At 68.0% G+C, this 20,418-nt stretch carries 19 protein-coding genes and 1 pseudogene; 9 read left to right on the forward strand and 11 right to left on the reverse strand.

Translation table 11 applies throughout. The features are described 5' to 3' along the window. Positions 1 to 503, reverse strand: a 503-nt coding sequence (locus ACPCUW_RS06880) for a hypothetical protein (RefSeq protein ID WP_423424039.1), incomplete at its 3' end; no start/stop codon positions are given. Between the two features lie 42 nt (positions 504 to 545). Between ACPCUW_RS06880 and ACPCUW_RS06885 the strand changes: the two genes are divergently transcribed. Beyond that, positions 546 to 1,160: a hypothetical protein gene (locus ACPCUW_RS06885; protein ID WP_064906159.1), complete on the forward strand. Its 615-nt coding sequence runs from the start codon at positions 546 to 548 to the stop codon at positions 1,158 to 1,160. Between the two features lie 204 nt (positions 1,161 to 1,364). Beyond that, entirely contained in the window at positions 1,365 to 2,408 is a 1,044-nt protein-coding gene (locus tag ACPCUW_RS06890; RefSeq protein WP_305781377.1) for a fused (3R)-hydroxyacyl-ACP dehydratase subunits HadA/HadB, read from the forward strand. Positions 2,409 to 2,424: 16 nt separating this feature from the next. Here ACPCUW_RS06890 and ACPCUW_RS06895 read toward each other — a convergent pair whose 3' ends face one another. From ACPCUW_RS06895 to fbaA, 3 genes are all read right to left on the reverse strand, one after another. Next, entirely contained in the window at positions 2,425 to 3,912 is a 1,488-nt protein-coding gene (locus ACPCUW_RS06895) for a DUF4185 domain-containing protein (protein WP_423424040.1), read from the reverse strand. Positions 3,913 to 4,043: 131 nt separating this feature from the next. Beyond that, positions 4,044 to 5,201, reverse strand: coding sequence for a BTAD domain-containing putative transcriptional regulator (locus ACPCUW_RS06900; RefSeq protein WP_423424041.1), 1,158 nt, complete (start codon positions 5,199 to 5,201; stop codon positions 4,044 to 4,046). 175 nt (positions 5,202 to 5,376) lie between these two features. Next, positions 5,377 to 6,414: a class II fructose-bisphosphate aldolase gene (gene fbaA, locus ACPCUW_RS06905; protein ID WP_030516652.1), complete on the reverse strand. Its 1,038-nt coding sequence runs from the start codon at positions 6,412 to 6,414 to the stop codon at positions 5,377 to 5,379. A 309-nt stretch (positions 6,415 to 6,723) separates the two neighbouring features. On the opposite strand from fbaA, the gene ACPCUW_RS06910 reads away from it, so the two are divergent. After that, positions 6,724 to 7,377: a DedA family protein gene (locus tag ACPCUW_RS06910; protein ID WP_051756587.1), complete on the forward strand. Its 654-nt coding sequence runs from the start codon at positions 6,724 to 6,726 to the stop codon at positions 7,375 to 7,377. Beyond that, positions 7,374 to 8,045, forward strand: a pseudogene (locus ACPCUW_RS06915) (DedA family protein); the annotation flags it as partial. The gene ACPCUW_RS06910 and the pseudogene ACPCUW_RS06915, both read left to right, overlap by 4 nt. 220 nt (positions 8,046 to 8,265) lie before the next feature. On the opposite strand, the gene ACPCUW_RS06920 reads toward ACPCUW_RS06915, so the two are convergent. Together ACPCUW_RS06920 and ACPCUW_RS06925 are read right to left on the reverse strand one after the other, a co-directional pair. Continuing rightward, complete coding sequence (locus ACPCUW_RS06920; protein ID WP_423424042.1) at positions 8,266 to 9,462, reverse strand: glycoside hydrolase family 76 protein; 1,197 nt, start codon at positions 9,460 to 9,462, stop codon at positions 8,266 to 8,268. Positions 9,463 to 9,562: 100 nt separating this feature from the next. Then, positions 9,563 to 10,552 (reverse strand): helix-turn-helix transcriptional regulator, encoded by a 990-nt coding sequence (locus ACPCUW_RS06925; protein ID WP_423424043.1) that lies wholly within the window; start codon positions 10,550 to 10,552, stop codon positions 9,563 to 9,565. Positions 10,553 to 10,612: 60 nt separating this feature from the next. On the opposite strand from ACPCUW_RS06925, the gene ACPCUW_RS06930 reads away from it, so the two are divergent. Beyond that, positions 10,613 to 12,841, forward strand: a complete 2,229-nt coding sequence (locus tag ACPCUW_RS06930; RefSeq protein ID WP_423424044.1) for an ATP-binding cassette domain-containing protein — start codon at positions 10,613 to 10,615, stop codon at positions 12,839 to 12,841. Here ACPCUW_RS06930 and ACPCUW_RS06935 read toward each other — a convergent pair whose 3' ends face one another. Beyond that, on the reverse strand, positions 12,842 to 13,546 hold the full coding sequence (locus ACPCUW_RS06935; RefSeq protein WP_063017312.1) for a TrmH family RNA methyltransferase: 705 nt from the start codon (positions 13,544 to 13,546) through the stop codon (positions 12,842 to 12,844). Between the two features lie 107 nt (positions 13,547 to 13,653). Here ACPCUW_RS06935 and ACPCUW_RS06940 point away from each other — a divergent pair, with 107 nt between their 5' ends. From ACPCUW_RS06940 to ACPCUW_RS06955, 4 genes are all read left to right on the forward strand, one after another. Next, positions 13,654 to 15,057: a sensor histidine kinase gene (locus ACPCUW_RS06940; RefSeq protein WP_423424045.1), complete on the forward strand. Its 1,404-nt coding sequence runs from the start codon at positions 13,654 to 13,656 to the stop codon at positions 15,055 to 15,057. Continuing rightward, positions 15,054 to 15,731 carry a LuxR C-terminal-related transcriptional regulator gene (locus ACPCUW_RS06945; RefSeq protein ID WP_174555025.1) on the forward strand — a complete coding sequence of 226 codons (678 nt, stop codon included), beginning with the start codon at positions 15,054 to 15,056 and terminating at the stop codon, positions 15,729 to 15,731. The genes ACPCUW_RS06940 and ACPCUW_RS06945 overlap by 4 nt, the downstream gene beginning before the upstream one ends. Before the next feature lie 127 nt (positions 15,732 to 15,858). Then, positions 15,859 to 16,395 carry a Uma2 family endonuclease gene (locus tag ACPCUW_RS06950; RefSeq protein ID WP_423424046.1) on the forward strand — a complete coding sequence of 179 codons (537 nt, stop codon included), beginning with the start codon at positions 15,859 to 15,861 and terminating at the stop codon, positions 16,393 to 16,395. A 168-nt stretch (positions 16,396 to 16,563) separates the two neighbouring features. Next, entirely contained in the window at positions 16,564 to 17,010 is a 447-nt protein-coding gene (locus tag ACPCUW_RS06955) for a hypothetical protein (RefSeq protein WP_063017316.1), read from the forward strand. A 36-nt stretch (positions 17,011 to 17,046) separates the two neighbouring features. On the opposite strand, the gene ACPCUW_RS06960 is transcribed toward ACPCUW_RS06955, so the two are convergent. The 4 genes from ACPCUW_RS06960 to ACPCUW_RS06975 form a co-directional block, all read right to left on the reverse strand. Then, on the reverse strand, positions 17,047 to 17,847 hold the full coding sequence (locus ACPCUW_RS06960; RefSeq protein WP_423424047.1) for a lysoplasmalogenase family protein: 801 nt from the start codon (positions 17,845 to 17,847) through the stop codon (positions 17,047 to 17,049). Positions 17,848 to 17,904: 57 nt separating this feature from the next. Then, entirely contained in the window at positions 17,905 to 18,963 is a 1,059-nt protein-coding gene (locus tag ACPCUW_RS06965; RefSeq protein ID WP_063017320.1) for a beta-ketoacyl-ACP synthase III, read from the reverse strand. A gap of 69 nt (positions 18,964 to 19,032) precedes the next feature. Beyond that, positions 19,033 to 19,578, reverse strand: coding sequence for an orotate phosphoribosyltransferase (gene pyrE / locus ACPCUW_RS06970; protein ID WP_030516665.1), 546 nt, complete (start codon positions 19,576 to 19,578; stop codon positions 19,033 to 19,035). Between the two features lie 6 nt (positions 19,579 to 19,584). After that, complete coding sequence (locus tag ACPCUW_RS06975) at positions 19,585 to 20,406, reverse strand: SDR family NAD(P)-dependent oxidoreductase (protein ID WP_063017322.1); 822 nt, start codon at positions 20,404 to 20,406, stop codon at positions 19,585 to 19,587. Positions 20,407 to 20,418: the final 12 nt, after the last annotated feature.

Genomic DNA, 20,418 nt, shown 5'->3' on the forward strand with positions numbered 1-20,418 from the left:
CACCGGGACAGGCGCGGACGAGCGGTTCCGGGGGACCGGGCCAGCAGGGCCCGGCAGGCGGCGCACCGGGGCAGGCTCCGGCGGGCGGCCCCGGTGGACCAGGGCAGCAAGGTCCGGGTCGACCGGGACCGCAATCCGCTGCGAGCGGGTCGAACGCCCCGGGGCAGCAGGTTCCGGGCGGGCCGGGACAGGGCCCCGGAGCCGGTCCGAACGGACCTGCTCAGCAGGGCCCCGGTGGCCCCGGCGCGCAGGGACGTGGACAAGGTCCGCAGCGTCCCGGCGGGCAGAACCCCCAGGGCCCGGGTGCACAGGGGGCCGGGCGGCCGGGACCGCAGGGTCCAGGTGCGCAGGGCCCAGGCCAGCAGGGTCCCGGCGCGCAGGGGCCAGGCGCGCAAGGCCCGGGAGCGCCCGGCCAGCAGCGTCCCGGTGGGCCGGGGCAGCTGGGAGCGGCGGCGGCACTCGGCGCGCAGGGCCTGAAAGGTCCTGCGGCGCAAGGTGAACAAGGCCAGCGCCCCGGCGGCGCATCGTCACCCGCCGATACCAAGATGACAGCGCCGACACTGTCCGCGCAGCCGGCCGGCCCGGGTGGACCGAACCGGCCGGGCGCACCGGGACAACCGGGCGGACCGGGCCAGCTGGGTGCACCGCGCCCGGTGGCGCAGCCCCAGCGAGTACCGGCGCCGGAACCGGGACCGGACGCCGCGCCGGGACAGCCCGCGCGCAGTAAGCGCTGGCTGCTGCTCGCCGGCGGCGCGGTCGTGGTGGTGATCGTCGCGATCGTGGCGGTGGTCGCACTCGTCACCGGCGGATCCGACAATTCGCCGGAGGCACAGGTCAAGGGCGCGGTCAACAGCTACACCAACGCACTGGCGTCCGGAAACCTGAGTCAGCTGCAATCCGCGACGTGCGGCAAACTGCACGACTTCTATCAGAACATCGCGCCCGATCAGTACGCCGGCGTGCACAAGCTGGCGGTGGATCAGAAGAAGATCCCGAAGGTCGCGGGCGTGGACGGCGTCCAGATCACCGGGGACAAGGCCGTCGCTCAGGTCGACATCTACACCGATGCCGATCCGAGCCGCTCGACCGCCCGCACCTTCGATCTGCAGCAGACCGACGGCGGCTGGAAGGTGTGCGATCCCGCCGGTGCCGCGCAGTAGACGCGCCGGAGTCGATGACGTGCGTCACCTTGGTGTCACATCGCGCCGCTTCCCGGCGATGCACGTCACAGACACCTGGTCAGCGGTCCGGTCCGCCGATAGCATGGCTCGGATTGTCACCCGCCGACCCTCCGCCGATCTGTTCCGGGGCGGTCGACCGGTGCTGTCGTTTACGCAGTAAGAATCGAGCAGGGAGCAAGGGACATGCCGGAGCTGGCACCCGACGCGCCGGCATCCACGGCACTGGCCGGTCGGCATTACCGGATTCGGGACCGCTACGAGGTGGGCAGGGAGAAGGTCCGCGAATTCGCGCGGGCCGTGCAGAACCATCACCCGGCCCACCACTTCGAGGCCGACGCCGCCAAGCTCGGCTGGGATGCCGTCGTGGCGCCGCCGACCTTCGCCTCGGTGCTCGGCATGGCGACCACCCAGGCCCTGCTCGACAGCGTGCTCAGCGAATACGACCTGTCGCAGATCCTGCAGACCGACCAGGTCTTCCACATTCACCGCCCGATCCTGGCCGGCGACGCCCTGCGCAGCGAGGCGGAGATCGAATCGATCCGCCACCTGCGCGGAAACGATTTCATCACCGTGAAGGCCACCATCCTCGATGCCGAGGACACCGTCGTTCAGGTGGGACTCACCACCATCGTGGCGCGCCTGGGCGCCGAGGTCGACGCCGATATCGTGCGGCTGGTCGAAGGTGTGGTCATGCATCGCCGGGAGGTCGGCGCGACCACCCCTGAGGTGCTGATCCCGATCGCCGCCGAGGAGGCCAGCCCCGAACCCGGGCTCGCCGAATCGCGCAGGAACGTCACCGTCGAGACCCAGCCGAATTTCGACGATATCGCGGTGGGCGACCAACTGCCCCCCGCCACGATGCGGCTCACCCGCGGCGATCTGGTCAACTACGCCGGTGTGGCGGGTGATTCCAACCCGATCCACTTCAGCGACCGCGCGGCCGAACTGGCCGGCCTGCCCACCGTGGTCGCGCACGGCATGCTCACCATGGGCCTGGGTGCGCAGTATCTGACCTCGTGGCTCGGAGATCCGGGCGCGATCGAAAGCTACAGTGTCCGCTTCTCCGGATACGTTCCGGTGGAACGTCATTCGCCGGCGCAGATCGACTTCTCCGCCAAGATCAAGTCGCTGGATCCGGAGCGTCGGGTCGCGACGATTCTGCTGAGCGCCACCTCGGCGGGGAAGAAGCTGTTCGGCCGCGCGCTGGCCGAGGTCCAACTGTCCTGAGGCGCCGGCTCGAACGTCAGTCCAGCCGGGCGTGCATCAGGTAGACGTTGTAGTCGCTCCAGGTGCTGACGGTGAAGTACAGATCCGAGGACGTCGACCACGGGTGGATGAATCCGCCGTAGAGTTCGGGGTATTCGGCCGAGACGTGCAACAGCGGCGAACTCGGCGACCACAGACCCTGCGGCGTGTTCGATTCGCGCACGACGACCGCCGCCTTCGCGGTGTCGAGATAACTCATCTGCCAGACACCGCGTGCGTTGTCGTAGCGCACCGACAGTTCGCCGGCCGGTCCGTCGACGATCGGTGTGGCGGAAGCGGCTCCGCCGACCGGAGTCCAGGTGCCGTCGCGCCAGTACTGGTAGGCGGAGGTGTCGAGCACGTGCTCCGTGGGCACCCGGGCGAGGCCGACCGAGCCGAGCCGCGTATTCGGCGTGCCGAACAGGTAGACGTAGTCGCCCTGCGGAACCATCGCCGACACCTGGAAATTCGCGAGGCCGAAGATGTTGTCCCAGTGCGCGTGCGGATCCTTGGTCCAGGTCTGCCCGTGGTCGTCGGAGTACGCGATACCGCCGTAGTTGGTGTAGAAGGTGCCCGGCAGGCTGTTCCAGGTCCGAATCGACATGTAGCTCATGAACTGCCGGATGCCGTCGGCCGAACCTCGATGCGGCAGCGCGAAACCGGAGGTCGGAATCGTGGTGATCTCGATATTGTCCTTCTTGCGACTGGCGAGCACCTCGGCGGCGTGACAACGATCGTCGGTGACCATGCGGTCGAAGATCATGCCCTTGCCGAGGTCGCGATTCGTGCTGAAGGCGAGCAGATTGCTGCGCCAGTCCTCGCCCATCCCGCCCGGCGGGTGGAACCCGTGCCCGACGGTATCGCCGAAGGCCGTCGCGATCTCCCCCGGCGCGCTTTCCCACATGATGCCCAGGTCGGTCCCATTGACCTGCCAGCGCTTGTCGGTGCGGTTCACCGAATTCGCGCCGGTCTCCTTGGCGACCTCGCGGACCTGACTCACCCTCGGCGCCGGCCGCGCGGCCACCGCCGGCCCCGGTTCGGTCGGCGGTGCGGCTCGCGGCGGCGGAGGCGGCCCGGGTTCGGGCGAGGGCCCGGGCGGCAGCGCGAAATAGAACGGCTTCGGCTTCAGCAGCACCTCCGGCACGCCGAGCCGGTTCAGCAGACCGGGCGCGGGCGTCGGACCGTCGGTGAGATCCGGGCACGGGCTGACGCACGGATCGACCGGCAGCTGCACGCTCATGCGCTTCGGTATCGCGGGTGGCGGGGGTTGATCGACGGTCACCACCGGATACGGGATCGGCACCTCGAGGGTCTTCGGCACCACCGGCTCGTGCACGGGGACGGGGTCGGTGGCACACGGCCCCGTGCCGGGAACCGTTGCCGCCGAACCTGTCCCGGGTTCGGCGACGGCAGATCCGGGCAGCCCGACCAGCAGTCCGGCACTCAGCAACACCACTGCGGCCGAAGCCGGCACGCGCACACGCATCAGCAACCCCTCGGACCGATCGATTTCCCCTACCCGCGACCTCATCCCGCGGACGGCACCCGCGCCGACCCTACCCGGGAAACGCCTTGGAACGGCGGTTATCGCGCAACCGCGGGTGTGTTCGGCGCGACCTACTCGGTATCCGCCTCGAAACTCAGCACCGTCGAACCGATCCGGATGAGTTCCCCGCCGAACAGCATGGTGCCGCTGTCGACGACCTCGTCGTCGACGTAGATGCCGTTGGCCGAGGCCAGATCCTTGATCAGCATCCCGGCCCGGCTGGGCAGGACGTGCGCGTGATAGCGGCTGACCTTCGGATCGTCGAGGATCAGATCGTTGTCGGTCATGCGGCCGATCTTCAAGCCGCCCTTGGCAATCGGAAAAACCCGGCCGTCCGCCAGCCGCAGCCGTCCGGCGTGGGCGCTGCGCGGGGTCTCGGTGACGGTTTCGGTCATCGCCTTGGCCATTCGCTCGACCTGGGCGATGGCCATCGTATTGAGCGGTTCCTGCCGCAGGACGCGCTTCTCCAGTTCGGCCAGCGCCGGACCGGGATCGATCCCGAGTTCGTCGGCGAGAACAGCCCGGACCCGGCGGCATGCCTCCAGCGCGTCGGCCTGGCGGCCGGACAGATACAGCGCGGTGATGAGCTGCACCCACAGCGGTTCCCGCATCGGATGCTCGTTCGTCATCGCCACCAGTTCGCCGACCACCGAAGAGGCGCGGCCGCAGGTGATTTCGGCATCGATGCGGGCGGAGGCGACGAGCAGGCGTTCCTCGTCCATCGCGGTGGCGAAGGTGTCGGCGAAGCGGGTGCCGGACAGATCGTCGAGCGCTCTACCGCTCCACTGTTCCAGTGCCGCACCGTACAGCCGCGACGCGCTCTCGTGGTCGCCCGCCGCGCCGGCCTCGATCGCGGCCTTGTGGGTGGCCTCGAAGCGGCCCAGATCGCATTCGTCGTCGGTGATGTCGAGCCGGTAGCCGGAGGATTCGGTGCGCAGCACCGTTGCCGGGTCGACTCCCGAATTACGCAGCGCCTTACGAATATTGGAGACGAATACCTGCAGACTCGCCTGATAGGAATCCGGCGGCTCCTCGTTCCAGACGATATCGGCCAGCGCCTGTGACGAGACGGCACGCCGCCGGTTCACCGCCAGCGCGGCCAGCAGCGCTCGCGGCTTGGGTCCGCCCACGGGTACGGCCGTGCCGCCGACCGAGAGTTGTACGGGCCCGAGCACGCGGACGTCGAGCCCGGTGGGCGGAATGGATTGGGGGCCGGTCGGATTGCTCACCGGTCCAGCGCCTCGTGTCGTCCGGATTCTCGGCACAGTGTCCATCTGCTCACGGAGAAGATCATCTCGTGCCCTTGCGGCTGGGACAACCCGCCGTCACGGTGGCGGCCGCGAACGCCGAGGGTGCGCCGCCCATCGGACGACGCACCCTCGATCCGTTCCGCTGCGGGAACTACTACTTCGCGCTGACCGACTTGCCGGCCGACCGCAGGTCGTTGCAGGCCTCGATGACCCGCTCGGCCATCGAGGTCTCGGCCTTCTTGAGGTAGCTGCGCGGGTCGTAGGTCTTCTTGTTGCCGACCTCGCCGTCGATCTTCAGCACACCGTCGTAGTTGGTGAACATGTGCGCCGCGATCGGACGGGTGAAGGCGTACTGGGTGTCGGTGTCGACGTTCATCTTCACCACGCCGTACTTCAGCGAGTCGTCGATCTCCGACTTCAGCGAGCCCGAGCCGCCGTGGAAGACGAAGTCGAACGGCTTCGCGCCGTCGCCCAGGCCGAGCTTGGCCGCGGCCACGCGCTGGCCCTCGGCCAGCACCTCGGGCTTGAGCACCACGTTGCCCGGCTTGTAGACGCCGTGCACGTTGCCGAAGGTGGCGGCGAGCAGATACTTGCCGTTCTCACCGGCGCCCAGGGCGTCGATGGTCTTGGCGAAGTCCTCGGAGGAGGTGTAGAGCTTCTCGTTGATCTCGGCCTCGACACCGTCCTCTTCACCGCCGACGACACCGATCTCGACCTCGAGAATGATGTTCGCCGCGGCGGCCTGCTTCAGCAGTTCCTTGGCGATCTCGAGGTTCTCGTCGATCGGGATGGCCGAGCCGTCCCACATGTGGGACTGGAACAGCGGGTTCTGCCCGGCCTTCACCCGCTCCTGCGAGATGGCCAGCAGCGGACGGACGAAGCCGTCCAGCTTGTCCTTGGGGCAGTGGTCGGTGTGCAGCGCGATCGTCACGTCGTACTTGGCTGCCACCACATGAGCGAACTCCGCCAGCGCGACCGCACCGGTGACCATATCCTTCACACCCTGGCCGGAACCGAATTCGGCGCCGCCGGTGGAGAACTGGATGATGCCGTCACTGCCGGCCTCGGCGAACCCGCGGATGGCCGCGTTGATGGTCTCCGAGGAGGTGCAGTTGATCGCGGGGAAGGCGAAGGAGTTCTCTTTGGCCCGACCGAGCATCTCGGCGTAGACCTCCGGAGTCGCGATGGGCACTGAGTGACCTCCGTATGTGTGCTGCGAACAACAATTCTGTCAGCCCATACCCTAAGTTCATGGCCCGTTGTCGCGAAAGGCGGCCCGGGATCGGGAGTGCTTGCGGCGGACTTGCCGGGCCGGGCGCGCACCCACGTCGACCGCCGGGAGCGGTCCGAAACTCGGTTGACCGAAATTCGCCAACGCCTGAGAGGTTCCCGTGAGGTTCGGTGAGATCGCACGGTGACCGGTACTGTGGGGCCCGTGACCACGCTGGCCATCACGAACACTCTCGCCGACGGATTCTCCGTCCACAAGCTGCTCGACCCCATGTATCTGCTGACGGATACCTGGATGTCGAATGCGGTGCTGCCGGCCATCCTGGTCATCGTCTTCATCGAGACAGGGCTGCTGTTCCCGATCCTGCCGGGCGATTCGCTGCTGTTCACCGGCGGCCTGCTCGCGGCGCTCGAACATCCGCCGGTGTCGATCTGGGTGCTCGTTCCGGCGGTGGCGGTGACCGCGATCGCGGGCGATCAGTGCGCCTACTGGATCGGCCGGGCCATCGGGCCGGCACTGTTCCACAAGGAGGATGGGCGCTTCTTCAAACAGCGCTACATCACCGAGACGCACGCCTTCTTCGAGAAGTACGGTCCGAAGACGATCATCCTGGCGCGCTTCGTGCCGATCGTGCGGACCTTCATGCCGGTACTCGCGGGCGTGTCGAAAATGGATTACCGCAAATTCCTCACGTTCGACATCATCGGTGGCATTCTGTGGGCCGGCGGCATCACGGTCCTCGGGTACTTCCTGGGGAACGTCGGGTTCATTCGCGATCACGTCGAGGCCATCTTCCTGCTGATCGTGTTCGTCTCGATCCTGCCCGCCATCATCTCCGTGGCGAAGAAGCTGCGTAACCACGAGCCGGTGCTCGAGATCGAGGAGCCCACGATGTCCGTACCGACGAACGAACCCACGCACTGACACCATTGCCTGCTACGCCGTTACCCCTTGCACTGGGCGGATTCGATCCGCTGCAGTCCGCCGGGCCGGCACTCGTCTGGACCGTCGTCCTGGTCTTCGTCTTCCTCGAGTGCGCGGTGATCATCGGCCTGTTCCTGCCCGGCGATTCGATGCTGCTGACCGCCGGCATCATCTTCGCCTCACACGAGACCGGGCATACGCAGGTGTGGGCGCTGGTGGTGGCGACCATGCTCGCCGCTATCGCAGGTAACCAGGTGGGGTACGTGATCGGCACGCGCACCGGCCATCGCCTGATCGCCCGTAAGAACGGCAAATACGTCAACGCCGAGAATCTGGCCCGGGTATCGGATCTGCTGCACCGGCACGGGTTCGTGGCGGTACTCATCGCCCGCTGGATTCCGTGGGTGCGCACGCTGTGCCCGCTGGTCGCCGGGGCAGCCGGGATGGACCACCGCCGCTACACCGTGGCCAGTTCGATCGGCGCGGTGATCTGGGCGCCGATTCTGCTGCTGCTCGGCTACTACACCGGCGGCTATCTGAACAAGGTGTCCTGGCTGATGCCGACCGTGAGCGGCTCGCTGGTCGTGGTGCTGATCATCGGCACGATCATCGGCCTGCGGCAGTACCGCGCGGAGATGTCGCGTCCGGCCGAGGACTTCGATGTCGAGCTCGAATCCGACGGCCAGAACTTCGACGTCCAGGGCTTCGACCGGGCGGCTTTCGATTCGGACGCCCTCGACACGCTGCCTCTCGAGATCCGGACCGCCGACTATCCGGACACCGTGCCGCTGCGCACCGTCCGCCCCGAGCGCGCGGCCACCGCGGCGCCCGCGCGCATCGTGTGGACCGATCCCCGGCAGTGATCTGCCCTGGGGCCGCCGGCGCCCGCTAGAGTCCGGCGGCCGTCACCACGTGTGCGGCCTCCATCAACATCCAGCCCGACAGCTGCACCGACAGATCTCGTTCCGGTGTCCGCGACGAGGTGACCGAACCACCCGGGGTAGACCGGGCCGCCCCGGCGATGCCGCCCGGCAGCCGTGCCGGTTCGTTCCAGTCGTGGCCGAACAGCGGATCGCCCTCGACCTCGAGCCGATGGTCCCAGGCGGCGCGGGCCGAGGCCTTCACGATCGCGGCGGCCGAGCGACGGGCCGAGCGGTGCGCAACCTCGTCTCCCGGCAGCATGATCGCCACCAGCGCGAGATAGCGGGCCAGGATCCCGTTGAACAGACCACCGTCTCCGCCGCCCCCGCCGGTGACGACATTCCGTTCCGTCATCCGGTCCTCGACCGCGCGGAGCAATCGCTGCACGCGCTCGAGGTGACGAACGTCTCCGGTCCGGACCGCCAGTTCGGTTTCCAGCCCGAGGACCACGCCCTGGCAGTAGCTGAACGTCGGCCGTTCGATCCGGCCCGAGGGCAGGTGGATGCCGTCGAGGATCAGTCCCGTTTCCGGATCGCGCAGGGTGGCGTCGATCCAGTCGGCGATCTGCGCGGCGCGCTCGTGATGCCCCAGGCGCGCGAGTGCGATGGCGACCGGGCCGTTGGCGGGAGCGTTGAAGTAGTCGGAGCCCTTACGCCACGGCACCGCGCCGATCTCCGGCTGCCATCCCGCCATGAGTTGCTGCTCGAGCGCGATCAGCCCGCCGCGCACGTCGGTGATGCCCCGGGTGCGTTCGGCGCGCTCCAAAGCGAGTGCGAGCCAAGCCATATCGTCGTAGTAGTTGTTGGTCCAGCCGGTGATGTTGCGCAGCCGGTGGGCATGCGCGATGGCGGCGATACGTCCGGTGCGGTCCGCGGTGGCCTCCCGGTCGGCGGCATCGATCGCGCAGTCGACGAGATGAGCCTGCCACCAGTAGTTCCAGCTGATGAACAATCGTTCCGCGGTGGTCGCGGGCCAGCCCACCACGCCCAGCTCGGCCCCCGGCAGCAGCCACAGCCGCCGCAGATGCCGGGACACGATGGCCGATTCGGCCGAATCGGCTCGCTGTGCCCAGATATCGGCGCCCGGCTCGGCAGCGGAATCGACTCGTGCGCGCCCCCGCCGCAGATGCGGACGCGGTTGCACGTCGTCGCTCCGCGAATTCATGGGTACATCGTGCCAGTCCGAGCCCCGATTTCGCGCCCGATTTGTTACGCGATCGACTCGTGTCCGCGACGTGCCGAGTCGGCCCGGTACGCGCGGCGTGTCAGCCCGGTTCCACGGCGACGGACGCGCGTTCCATACGTGCTGCGAGAGCGCGACAGCGGTCGCGGAACGTGGGCGGCTCCTCGATCACGAAATCGGCGTCGAGGAAGGCGAGATTGAGCACCAGCCATTCGAACGAATCCACCCATGTGGTGATCCGGCAGCGCTGCGGTCCGCGCGACTCGATATCGCAGTCCTGGAATTTCAGGACGTCGGCGACCGCCGTGGCCGCAGCCTCCACGGTGACGACCGCGCGATGCCGCCCGGCGGTGAGTTCGCGCCGGAGATAGCCCGCGGCCGTCTCGGCCGGTAGCGGGCGCGGCTCGAAAAAGGTTCCGGTAGCGGCGATATCGGCGATCCGATCCAGGCGGAAGGTGCGCCAATCCCCACGATCGCGGTCCCAGGCGAGCAGATACCAGCGCAGATGCTGATACACCTGCCGATACGGTTCGACCCGGCGCCGGGCGAGCCCGCCGGTGCGGGTGCGGTAGTCGAAGACGAGGTGTTCGTGTCCGGCCGCGGCCCTGGCCACCAGCGCCAGCACCGCCGCGTCGACCGCGGGCGCCACGACCGCCGCCGTCTCCACCGTCGCCCGGACCGCGTTCGCCCGGCCCCGCAACCGCTTCGGCAGCAACTGATCGATCTTGCCGAAGGCGCGCAGGGCAGCGGCGCCGATATCCGACGAGCCCTGGCGCTCCCCCTGGCTGTGCGGTTCCGACGTCGCCGCGAGCATGCCGAGGGCGACGACGGTGGCGATCGCCTCGTCGTCGTCGAAGACCAGCGGCGGGAGGATGCGGCCGGCGGTGAGTTGGTAGAAGCCGCCCGGGCCGGGTCGGTTGGCGACCGGATAGCCGTATTCGCGCAGCCGCTCGACATCGCGGCGGACGGTGCGCGGGCTGGTCTCCAGGCGGGCGGCCAGTTCGGCGCCGGTATAGCGGCGGCCGGTCTGCAGATAAGCGAGCAGATCGAGCAGGCGGCGAGTGGCGCTCATGACTCCATCCTCCGGCAATTGCGGTCAGAAGCCGGCCACATCTGTCCCTAGCGTCGAGATATGACTTCGATCCGCATTCGCGCAGCGCGTACCAACAACCTGAAAAGTGTGGATATCGATGTGCCGCGGGGCCGGCTGGTGGTGTTCGCCGGGGTGTCCGGTTCGGGCAAATCGTCGCTGGTTTTCGACACCATCGCGGCCGAGGCGGGATATCAGGTCAACGAGACCTATCCGCCGTTCGTGCGCAATCGGCTGCCGCGGTGGACGCGTCCGGAGGTGGACCTGATCGACGGCCTCTCGCCGGTGGTGGTGATCGATCAGAAGCGGCTCGGCGGCAACGCCCGTTCGACGGTCGGCACCATCACCGATGCGTACACCTATCTGCGGCTGTTGTTCTCCCGTATCGGGCAGCCGTACGTCGGGGAATCCAATCACTTCTCGTTCAACGATCCGGCCGGAATGTGCCCGGCCTGTTCCGGTCTCGGCGAAACGCTGGTTCCCGATCTGGAGCAGGTGCTCGACCCGGATCTCTCGCTGGAGCAGGGCGCGATCCGATTGCCCGGCTTCGCCGCCGGTCAGTACTGGTACCGCCGCTACGCCGAACTCGGAGCCTTCGATGCGACCGTGCCGCTGCGGGAATGGTCGCCCGCCGAACGCGACGCACTGCTGCACGGCGGGCCCGCCGCCGCGGCCCTGCGGCCGAGTCCGCCGAAGGATTACGAAGGCGTGATCGAGCTGTTCGAGCGGGTGTATCTGCACACCTCCGACAACCTGTCCGAACGCAAACAGGCTGTGCTGCAGCGGTTCACCCACTCGGGACCGTGTCCGGAATGCGACGGGCAACGGTTGAATCCGGCGGCCCGCTCGGCGCGGGTACTCGACCACACCATCGTCGAGATGAGCCGGATGGAGATCGGCGAACTCGCCGAGCTGATCACCGAGGTGCGCGACCCCGAAATGGTTTCGGTGGTGTCCGCGCTGCACGAGCGGCTCCGCGCCCTCGCGCACATCGGCCTCGGTTACCTGTCGCTGTCACGTCCGACGACGACACTGTCCGGCGGAGAATCGCAGCGCATCAAGACCGTTCGCCATCTCGGCAGCAGTCTGACCGAAATGCTCTACGTCTTCGACGAACCCACCGTCGGATTGCATCCGCACGATGTGCGGCCGATGACCGAACTGCTGAAATCGTTGCGGGACAAGGGCAACAGCGTTCTGGTGGTGGAACACGATCCGGATGTGATGCGGGTGGCCGACCATATCGTCGAGGTCGGTCCGGGGGCGGGGGCCGAGGGCGGGCGAATCGTGTTCACCGGCGACTTCGAGCGGTTGGCGACCGTGGACACACCTACCGGGCAGGCGTTGCGGATCCGGCGGACCGGCCGCACCCCGCGGGTGCCGACCGGAAAACTGCGGATCGACAACGCGACTCGCAACAATCTGCGCGACATCTCGGTCGACATCGCGACCGGTGTGCTGACCGTGCTCATCGGCGTCGCGGGTTCGGGTAAGTCCAGTCTGGCCGCGGAACTGGTGCAGCGGCATCCGGCCACCGTGGTCGATCAGCGTCCGGTCGGCACCAATCGGCGGTCCACCCCGCTCACCTACGCCGGGATCGCCGGCGCGGTACGCACCATGTTCGCGAAGCGCAACGGCGTGAGTGCCGCCCTGTTCAGCGCGAATTCCGAGGGAGCCTGCCCGGTGTGCGAGGGCGCCGGTGTGATCTATACCGACCTGGCGTTCATGGACGGTCAGGAAACGGTGTGCTCGGCGTGCGGCGGACGCCGGTTCACCGATCGGGTGCTCGGTTACACCGTCGACGGCTTGACCATCGCCGATATCGACGATCTGACCATCGCCGAGGCGATGCGGCGACTGCCCGCGGTCGCGCGGGGTCTGCGGCATCTCGACGAGGTCGGACTCGGATATCTGCGGCTCGGACAGTCGCTGACCACGCTGTCCGGCGGGGAATGTCAGCGGCTGAAGATCGCCAGGGAACTCGCGCGCGGCGACCGGCACACCCTCTATGTCCTCGACGAGCCGACGACGGGGCTGCACCTGCGCGATATCGATACGCTGACCCAGCTGTTCGACCATCTGATCGACCGGGGCAACACCGTGGTCGTCATCGAACACAATCTCGACGTCGTCCGCGCGGCCGACCGGATTATCGACCTCGGGCCGGGCCCCGGCCGGCACGGCGGCCGGATCGTCTTCCAGGGCACTCCGGAAGAACTGCTGCGCTGCCGCGAATCCGCGACGGCCGCGGCACTGCGTGATTCCCGATGATCACCAAGAACGTTCGAGGTCCGCATGCTGAGTTATCCACGCGTGCATGGCGATTCCGGCGGCGACACCCGCGTTGATACTGCGGGTCGAGCCGAACTGCGCGATCGATACCGTCATGACCGCGGCCCGTTTGGCGGCCTCGGTGACGCCCGGACCCTCCTGGCCGAACAGAAGCAGGCAATCACGCGGCAGCGCGGCGGTTTCCAGCGGCACCGAACCCGGCACGTTGTCGACGGCCACCACGGTGAGATTCTCGCGCTCGGCGAACTCCAGCAGTTCGGCGATATCGCTGTGGTGCACGATGTGCTGATACCGGTCGGTCACCATGGCGCCGCGCCGATTCCAGCGCCGGCGTCCGACGATATGGACCGCCGCCGCGGCGAAGGCATTCGCGGTGCGAACCACCGTGCCGATATTGGCGTCGTGCCCGAAATTCTCGATCGCGATGTGGAACGGATGGCGACGGCTATCGATATCGGCGACGATCGCCGCGCGCGACCAGTACCGGTAGGCGTCGACCACGTTGCGCCGGTCGCCGTGCGCGAGCAGTTCCGGATCCAGACGCGGATCGTCCGGCGGTTCAGTGCCGAATTCGTCGCGCCACGGACCCACGCCGTGCGGATGCTCGCCCCATTCGGTCGGGCCCGGCACATCGCCGTCCGATGGGTCGGGCAGCGGCTGGAGCGGGTGATTCACGCCGGTCATCGTAGCCGCGCCCGGTACCGTCGGATCCGATGGTGGTGCTGTCCACACCGTCGATTCGCCGGTCTGCTCCCTCGCTGCGCGGATCGGCTCCGACCAGCATGGAAGCTATGACCGAAACACTCGCCGAACCGACGCTCGTACTCGACCGTCCGGGCTCGCGCCCGACCGCCGGGTCGGTGCTGCGGGCGATCCTGCGCGCCCCGTTCCAGGCACGCACCTGGAAAGAGCTGGCCTACCTGGTCGTCGCCGCGATTCTGGGCTGTCTGGTGCTGGCCTATCTGTTCGTCGGCTACGGCGTCGGGCTCTACAGTTCGATCCTGATCATCGGCGCTCCGCTGCTGGCCGGGGTGCTGCTGGGCGGGCGGATCTGGGGACGGGTCTACCGGGCCGTGGGTGCCGCGCTACTGTCCGCCGATCTGCCGGCTCCGCCGAATTTCGCCGCCCGGCCGGGACTGGTGGGCTGGTTCCGCAGCGTCTTCACCGATCGCACCGCATGGCGGGCACTGGCCTTCCTGGTCGCCGAGGCGGTCCTCGGGGTGTTCGTCGGATACGTGGTGCTGACCGTGATCGCGGTGACCGTCTTCACCGCGATCTCCCCCGTCCCGTGGGCGGTTTTCCACCCCGTCAACGTGGATCCGCAAGGGCGCGAACATCATTCGATGGCGCAATTCGGCGACTACTACATCGACACCTGGCCGCGTGTACTCGGTCTGGCGGCACTGGGCGTCATCGGCTGCTTCCTGCTGCCGTGGCTCGTGCGCGCGGTGTGCTGGGCGCATCGCGGGCTGATGCTGGTGTTGCTGACACCCACCGCGGGCGATCGGCGGATGGTCGAACTGCAGGAGAGCCGGCGCGTCGCGGTCGAGGATTCCGCGGCGACGCTGCGGCGGCTGGAACGCGATCTGCACGACGGCACCCAGGCACGGCTGGTGAGTATCGCGATGACGCTGGGGCGTGCCGAGGAGCGACTCGCCGCGGGCGCCGACCCGGCCGCGCTGATCGCCGATGCCCGGGCGAGCTCGAAGGACGCCATCGCCGAGCTGCGGGAACTGGTGCGCGGCATCCATCCCCCCGCACTCGAACTGGGACTGGAACCGGCGCTGGAGACGCTGACCGCGCGCTGTGCGATACCGGTCGAACTGCGCGTCCACCTGCCGCAGCGGCCCAGTCCGGCGATCGAGGCGATCGCGTATTTCTCGGTCGCGGAACTGCTCACCAACGTGGTGAAGCATTCGGGGGCGACCGCGGCGTGGGTGTCGGTCGCGCCGGCGGGCGCCGCGACGATGATGGTGAGCGTGCGCGACAACGGTCACGGTGGGGTGCGACAGCCCGGTCCGATGGGCGGTGAATCCGAGGCCGGGGCCGATGCGCCGACCGAGCGGCTGGTCGGCGGTGGTCTGGCCGGTCTCGCCGCACGGGCGCGCTCCGTCGACGGCAACCTGACCGTCGACAGCCCGATCGGAGGGCCCACCAACATCACCGTCACCCTGCCGATCGCGGGCCCGCAATGAGTACGGCCGAGGCCGGCCGCACCGCCGACGCCCTGCGGATCGTGATCGCCGAGGACAGCGCGATCCTGCGGGACGGTCTGGCCGGCCTGCTCACCGACCGCGGTCACGAGATCGTGGCCATGGTCGGCGACGGGATCCGGCTGAGCGAGATCGTGGCCGAAACCCGTCCCGACGTCGCCGTGGTCGACGTGCGGATGCCGCCCTCGTTCACCGACGAAGGTCTGCTCGCCGCCATCGAACTGCGCCGGAAATTTCCCGCCACCGGAGTGCTCGTATTCTCCCAATGGGTCGAAACCCGTTATGCCACCGAACTTCTCGCCGGCGGTGCGGGCGGTGTCGGCTACCTGCTCAAGGACCGGGTAGCAGACGTCCGCGAATTCGTCGACGCCCTGCAGCGCGTCGCCACCGGCGGTACGGCTCTCGACCCCGAGGTGGTGAGCCAGCTGTTCGGCGCTGCCCGGCAACAGGATTCGCTCGCCCGCCTCACCCCGCGCGAACGCGAAGTCCTGGAGCTGATGGCCCAGGGCCTCACCAACGCCTCCATCGCCACCACCCTCACCGTGACCGAACGCGCGGTGGAAAAACACATCGGCAACATCTTCCTGAAGTTGGACCTCCCCCCGTCCGACACCCACCACCGCCGGGTCATGGCGGTGCTGCGCCTACGGGGATAGGCGTTGCGGCAGCGGCTCGCCGCTGGACTGCCCGGAGCCCTCGGTCACCTGTGGAACACTGAGAGGACCAGGGCAAACGAGAGGAGGTGAGCACGTGGTTATGTATTGGCCCGATCGTCTACTGACGATGGCGGACTGGGAGGCGCTGCCGGAGGACAACAGCCGTAGCTACGAGCTCGTGGAGGGGGTACTCATCGTGTCACCGAGGCCGGTGCTGCGGCATCAGTTCGCAATTTGGCAGTTGGCTGCGCAAATCCAGCCTCAGCTTCCCGGCGACCTAGCCGTCGTGACCGAGGCGGAAATCGCGATCGATGCCGACAACCCGCCCACGGTGCGTGTCCCTGACGTGATGGTTCTGAATCGCTCCGCCATAGCCGACAACCTTCCGCGTGCGCGCCCCGAAGATGTCACGGTGGCGGTCGAGATCTTGTCGCCAGGTTCCCGGCGCACCGATCGCGTCGCCAAATTCGCCGAATACGCCGAGGTCGGGATCGCGCACTACTGGCTCGTCGATCTCGACGCACCGCCTACGCTCACCGCCTACCGATTGGTCGGCGACTATTACGAGCTGGTCGCGGACAATTGCTCGGAGATCCGGCTCGACCTCTCCGGGACTCCGGTGGCCATTGATCTGCACGCACTGAACGGATCCCGAGCCGAATAGACAAGATCGGCGACGGGCCGGGCGGCTGCCCGTGCGCGGTGAGCGTCGCAAGGTTGGGCACCGTAGCCGCCGGGTGGCCGAAACGTGTCTGTCCGTTATGCGCTATGTGGGCGGGGTGGGAGGGGTGAGGCTTATTCTTGAGGTATCCGCGGGGTGGTGGAGGCGGTTATGGACCACGTACGCATTCTTCGGACCGTGCTCGGGGTGACGGTCGGGTATGTGATCGTGCTCGGGGTCTGGCTGGGGTGGGTGCATCAGCACACGCCGCCGGGGACCGAGCCGTATCAGATCATGGCGATGGTGGGGGCGTTCGGATCGTGTGTGGGGATCGGAATGTTGCTGGCGCAGCGGCCGTCGCGGTCGGATCGGCGGTTGTTGCGGCACGGGCTGGAGGGGTGGGCGACCATCGAGGGGGTGCATCCGCTGCAGTACACCGATCACCACACGGAACTGACCGAACTCGATCTGGAGCTGACCGTTCCCGGTTCGGAAACCTATCGGGGCACGGTCGTTTTCGACGTCGCACCGATCGACCGGCCGAGAATGCATGTGGGTGAGACGATTTCGATCCGAGTGGATCCGGCCGACCGCGATCGGATCATGCTCTGCCTGTGAGCAGCCGCCCGCGCGGTCGCGCGATGGCGGTGGGGTTCAGTCGAAGTGGGTCGGCGCCGTCAGCAGATACTGCGCACCGGCATAGGTCGCGAGGATGACGGCCTCGCTCGCGCGGCGCGACCGTGTCGTCCGAGCGAAGAGGCGACGCAGCACGATCATGCCGTCGGAGAGTGTGAACAACAGCGCACCCAGAGCCAGGCGGCTGCGCGGGTCGCTTCCCGGAACCACGGTCCCCGCAACGACTTTCGCGTCGGGAGCCAGGGCCGGATCGGAGGCGAGAGTCGCCGCCGTGCCCAGTGTCGCACCGTAGGCGGTCAGCGGCGCGGCGATGCGAGGCGCGCGCGCCCGCAACAGCATGGCGGCGCCCAGCCACGCCAAGAGCCGGGGTGCCGCGACCATCGGCTGCGGCCGCGCACCGCGCCGCCACCACAGCGCCGAGTATCCGCACTGCATGACCGCGAAAGCCGAAGCGCCCGCGACCAGACGGCGGTCGTCGTCGGGATCCATCAGGAGTACATCGCCGACGGTGGCGGCCGCCAGCGACCCGAGCAGAAGAGCCCGATCAGACTGCGGCGATCCCCGGTCACCCGTCGCGCGAGCAGGCTCGGCGTTGCCATGGCCGGCCGTCTCGGAGGCGTGCTCGCCCCCTCGCCGGTCCGTCTCACCAGGGGAGACCTCACCAGCGCTCGACGCGCGCCCGGCCTGGATCGCATCGGCCGCCAGCAGGGGCATGAGCAGCGGCTTCGTCGCCCACTGCCACCGGTCCCGCCCGGTGGCCGCGCCGAGGACGGTGATCACCGCGGCACCCACGTACGCAGCACGGAACGGTCGCGCCATTCGGAATCTCCTCATCAATCCACGACGACGGTGGACCGGTGCGACGGTCGCGGCCGGTCAGAAACTGGGTTCGATCGGCTTGGGCGGGAGGGTGACCACCTGCCCGGCGTAGCTCAGCCCGGCGCCGAAGCCGAGCAGCAGGGCCAGCTGTCCGCCCTTGGCCTTACCGGTCACCAGCATCTCCTCCATGGCCAGCGGGATGGACGCGGCGGAGGTGTTGCCGGTGTTCTCGATGTCGTTGGCCATCGGGATGTCGTCGGCGAGGCCTAGATTCTTCTTCATCAGCTCGTTGATGCGCGCGTTGGCCTGATGCGGCACGAAGACCTCGATATCCTCCTTCGCCACGCCCGACACCTCCAGTGCGGTCGACAGGGCGCGGGGCAGAGTGACTGCGGCCCAACGGAATACGCGCGGCCCCTCCATCCGCAGCGCCATCCGGCCCACCGGCTCCACCTCGGGATCGGTGCCCTGCAGTCGCTCCGCCCGGTCCATGTAGTCGAAGAAGTTGACGTCCTGGGAGATCGCCTCGGCGCTCTCCCCGTCGCTGCCCCACACCGTCGGGGAGATGCCGTTGACGTCGCTCGGGCCGACCACGACCGCACCGGCGCCGTCGCCGAAGATCATGGCGGTGCCGCGGTCGGTCGGGTCCAGGCCGACCGTCATGGTTTCCGCGCCGATCACCAGCACGTATTCGGCGGAACCGGCCCGGATCAGATCGGCCGCCACACCGAGGGCATAGCCGAATCCGCCGCAACCGGAAGTGAGGTCGAAAGCCGGGATGCCGTTCATCCCGAGATCGAAGGCCACCGAGGGCGCGCCGTGCGGGGTGAGCTTGAGCCAGCTGGAGGTAGCCAGAATCAGCGCGCTGATCTTGCTGCGATCGATACCGCTGTTGATGACGGCCCGCTCCCCGGCGGCCGCCGACATGGAGCGCAGGGTCTCGTCACCGCTGATCCAGCGACGATTGCGGATGCCGGTGCGCTCGAAGATCCACTCCGGGGTGGAATCGAGAACCTCGCAGACGTCGGCGTTGCTGACGACACGCTTCGGCCGGTATGCCCCGATGCCGAGCATCGCAACATTCTTGCGACCCTCGTTGATTGCAATGCTCACCACAGGAGACTCACTCGACCCTTCACGCTGTCGTACATAAGACCAGCGTCCAGGCTAACCCAGGCCCAAATATCAACCCAGAGCCAGATCCTTCAGGCCCAGAATGGAGCGGTACTCCAGTCCCTCCTCGGCAATCACCTGGTCGGCGCCGGTCTCGCGATCGACCACGGTGGCGACGCCGACCACGGTCGCACCGGCCTCGCGCAGTGCCCGGACGGCGGTCAGCGGCGAATTGCCGGTGGTCGTGGTGTCCTCGACGACCAGCACACGCTTACCGGAGATTTCCGGCCCCTCGATCTGGCGCTGCATGCCGTGAGTCTTGGCGGCCTTGCGCACCACGAACGCGTTCAGCGGGCGGCCGGGGGCGTGCAGCATCGCCAGCGCCACCGGATCCGCGCCCATGGTGAGCCCGCCGACGGCGTCGAATTCCCAGTCCGACACCAGCTCTCGCAGCAGGGTGCCGATCAGCGGCGCCGCCTGATGATGCAGGGTCGCCCGGCGCAGATCGACGTAGTAGTCGGCCTCCTTACCGGAGGACAGGGTCACCCGGCCGTGCACGACGGCGAGCTCCCGGACCAGCTCGGCCAATCTGTCGCGGTCGGTGGTGGATTCGATCATGTGGGTTTATGTCCTTCCCCGTGCGTTGAACATGCCTCGGTTGAGCCGGGTCACCAGATTCCGCGGGATCAGCCCGGCGACGGTGGTGAGCACCTTGTACTGCACCCCGGGCACACTGATCACCCGGTCCTTCTCCAAATCCTGCAGCGAACCGGACACCACCTGATCGACGTCGAGCCACATCGGCTTCGGTAGCGACGACATCTCGATTCCGGCACGCTCGTGAAATTCCGTGTGCACGAATCCCGGGCACAGCGCCTGCACCCGGACCCCGGTCCCGGCCAGTCCGCCGGCCAGGCCCTCGGTCAAGGATATGACGTAGGCCTTGGAGGCCGAATAGGTCGAGCCGCGGCCCGGTACCAGCCCGGCCACACTGGCGACATTGACCACCGAACCCTTGGCGGCGGCGATCATCGGCGGCAGTGCGGCACGCGTCAATTGCAGCACCGCGGTGACATTGACATCCAGTTGGGCCTGCAATTCCCGCGGATCCACGGTCCAGAACTCACCCGAGATACCGAATCCGGCATTGTTGACCAGGAAGTCCACGCCCTCGCCGAGCCGTTCGGCGACGGTGTTTCGGTCCTGCTCGCGCGCCAGATCCGCGGCCAGGATCTCGCTGCGGGTATCGAAGCGGTGCTGCAATTCCGCGGCGAGGGCGGTCAAGCGTTGCTCGTCGCGCGCCACCAGCACCAGGTCGTAGCCGAGGGAAGCCAGGCGGGTGGCGTAGCCCTGGCCGATACCGGAGGTCGGTCCGGTCACCAGGGCGACCGGACGGGTGGCACCGGGGAGGCGTGCGGCCCCCGGATCTGCGGGGCTATCGGTCATGGGTCGTCAACC

The sequence above is a fragment of the Nocardia sp. AB354 genome (assembly GCF_049538315.1).
GTDB lineage: Bacteria > Actinomycetota > Actinomycetes > Mycobacteriales > Mycobacteriaceae > Nocardia > Nocardia nova.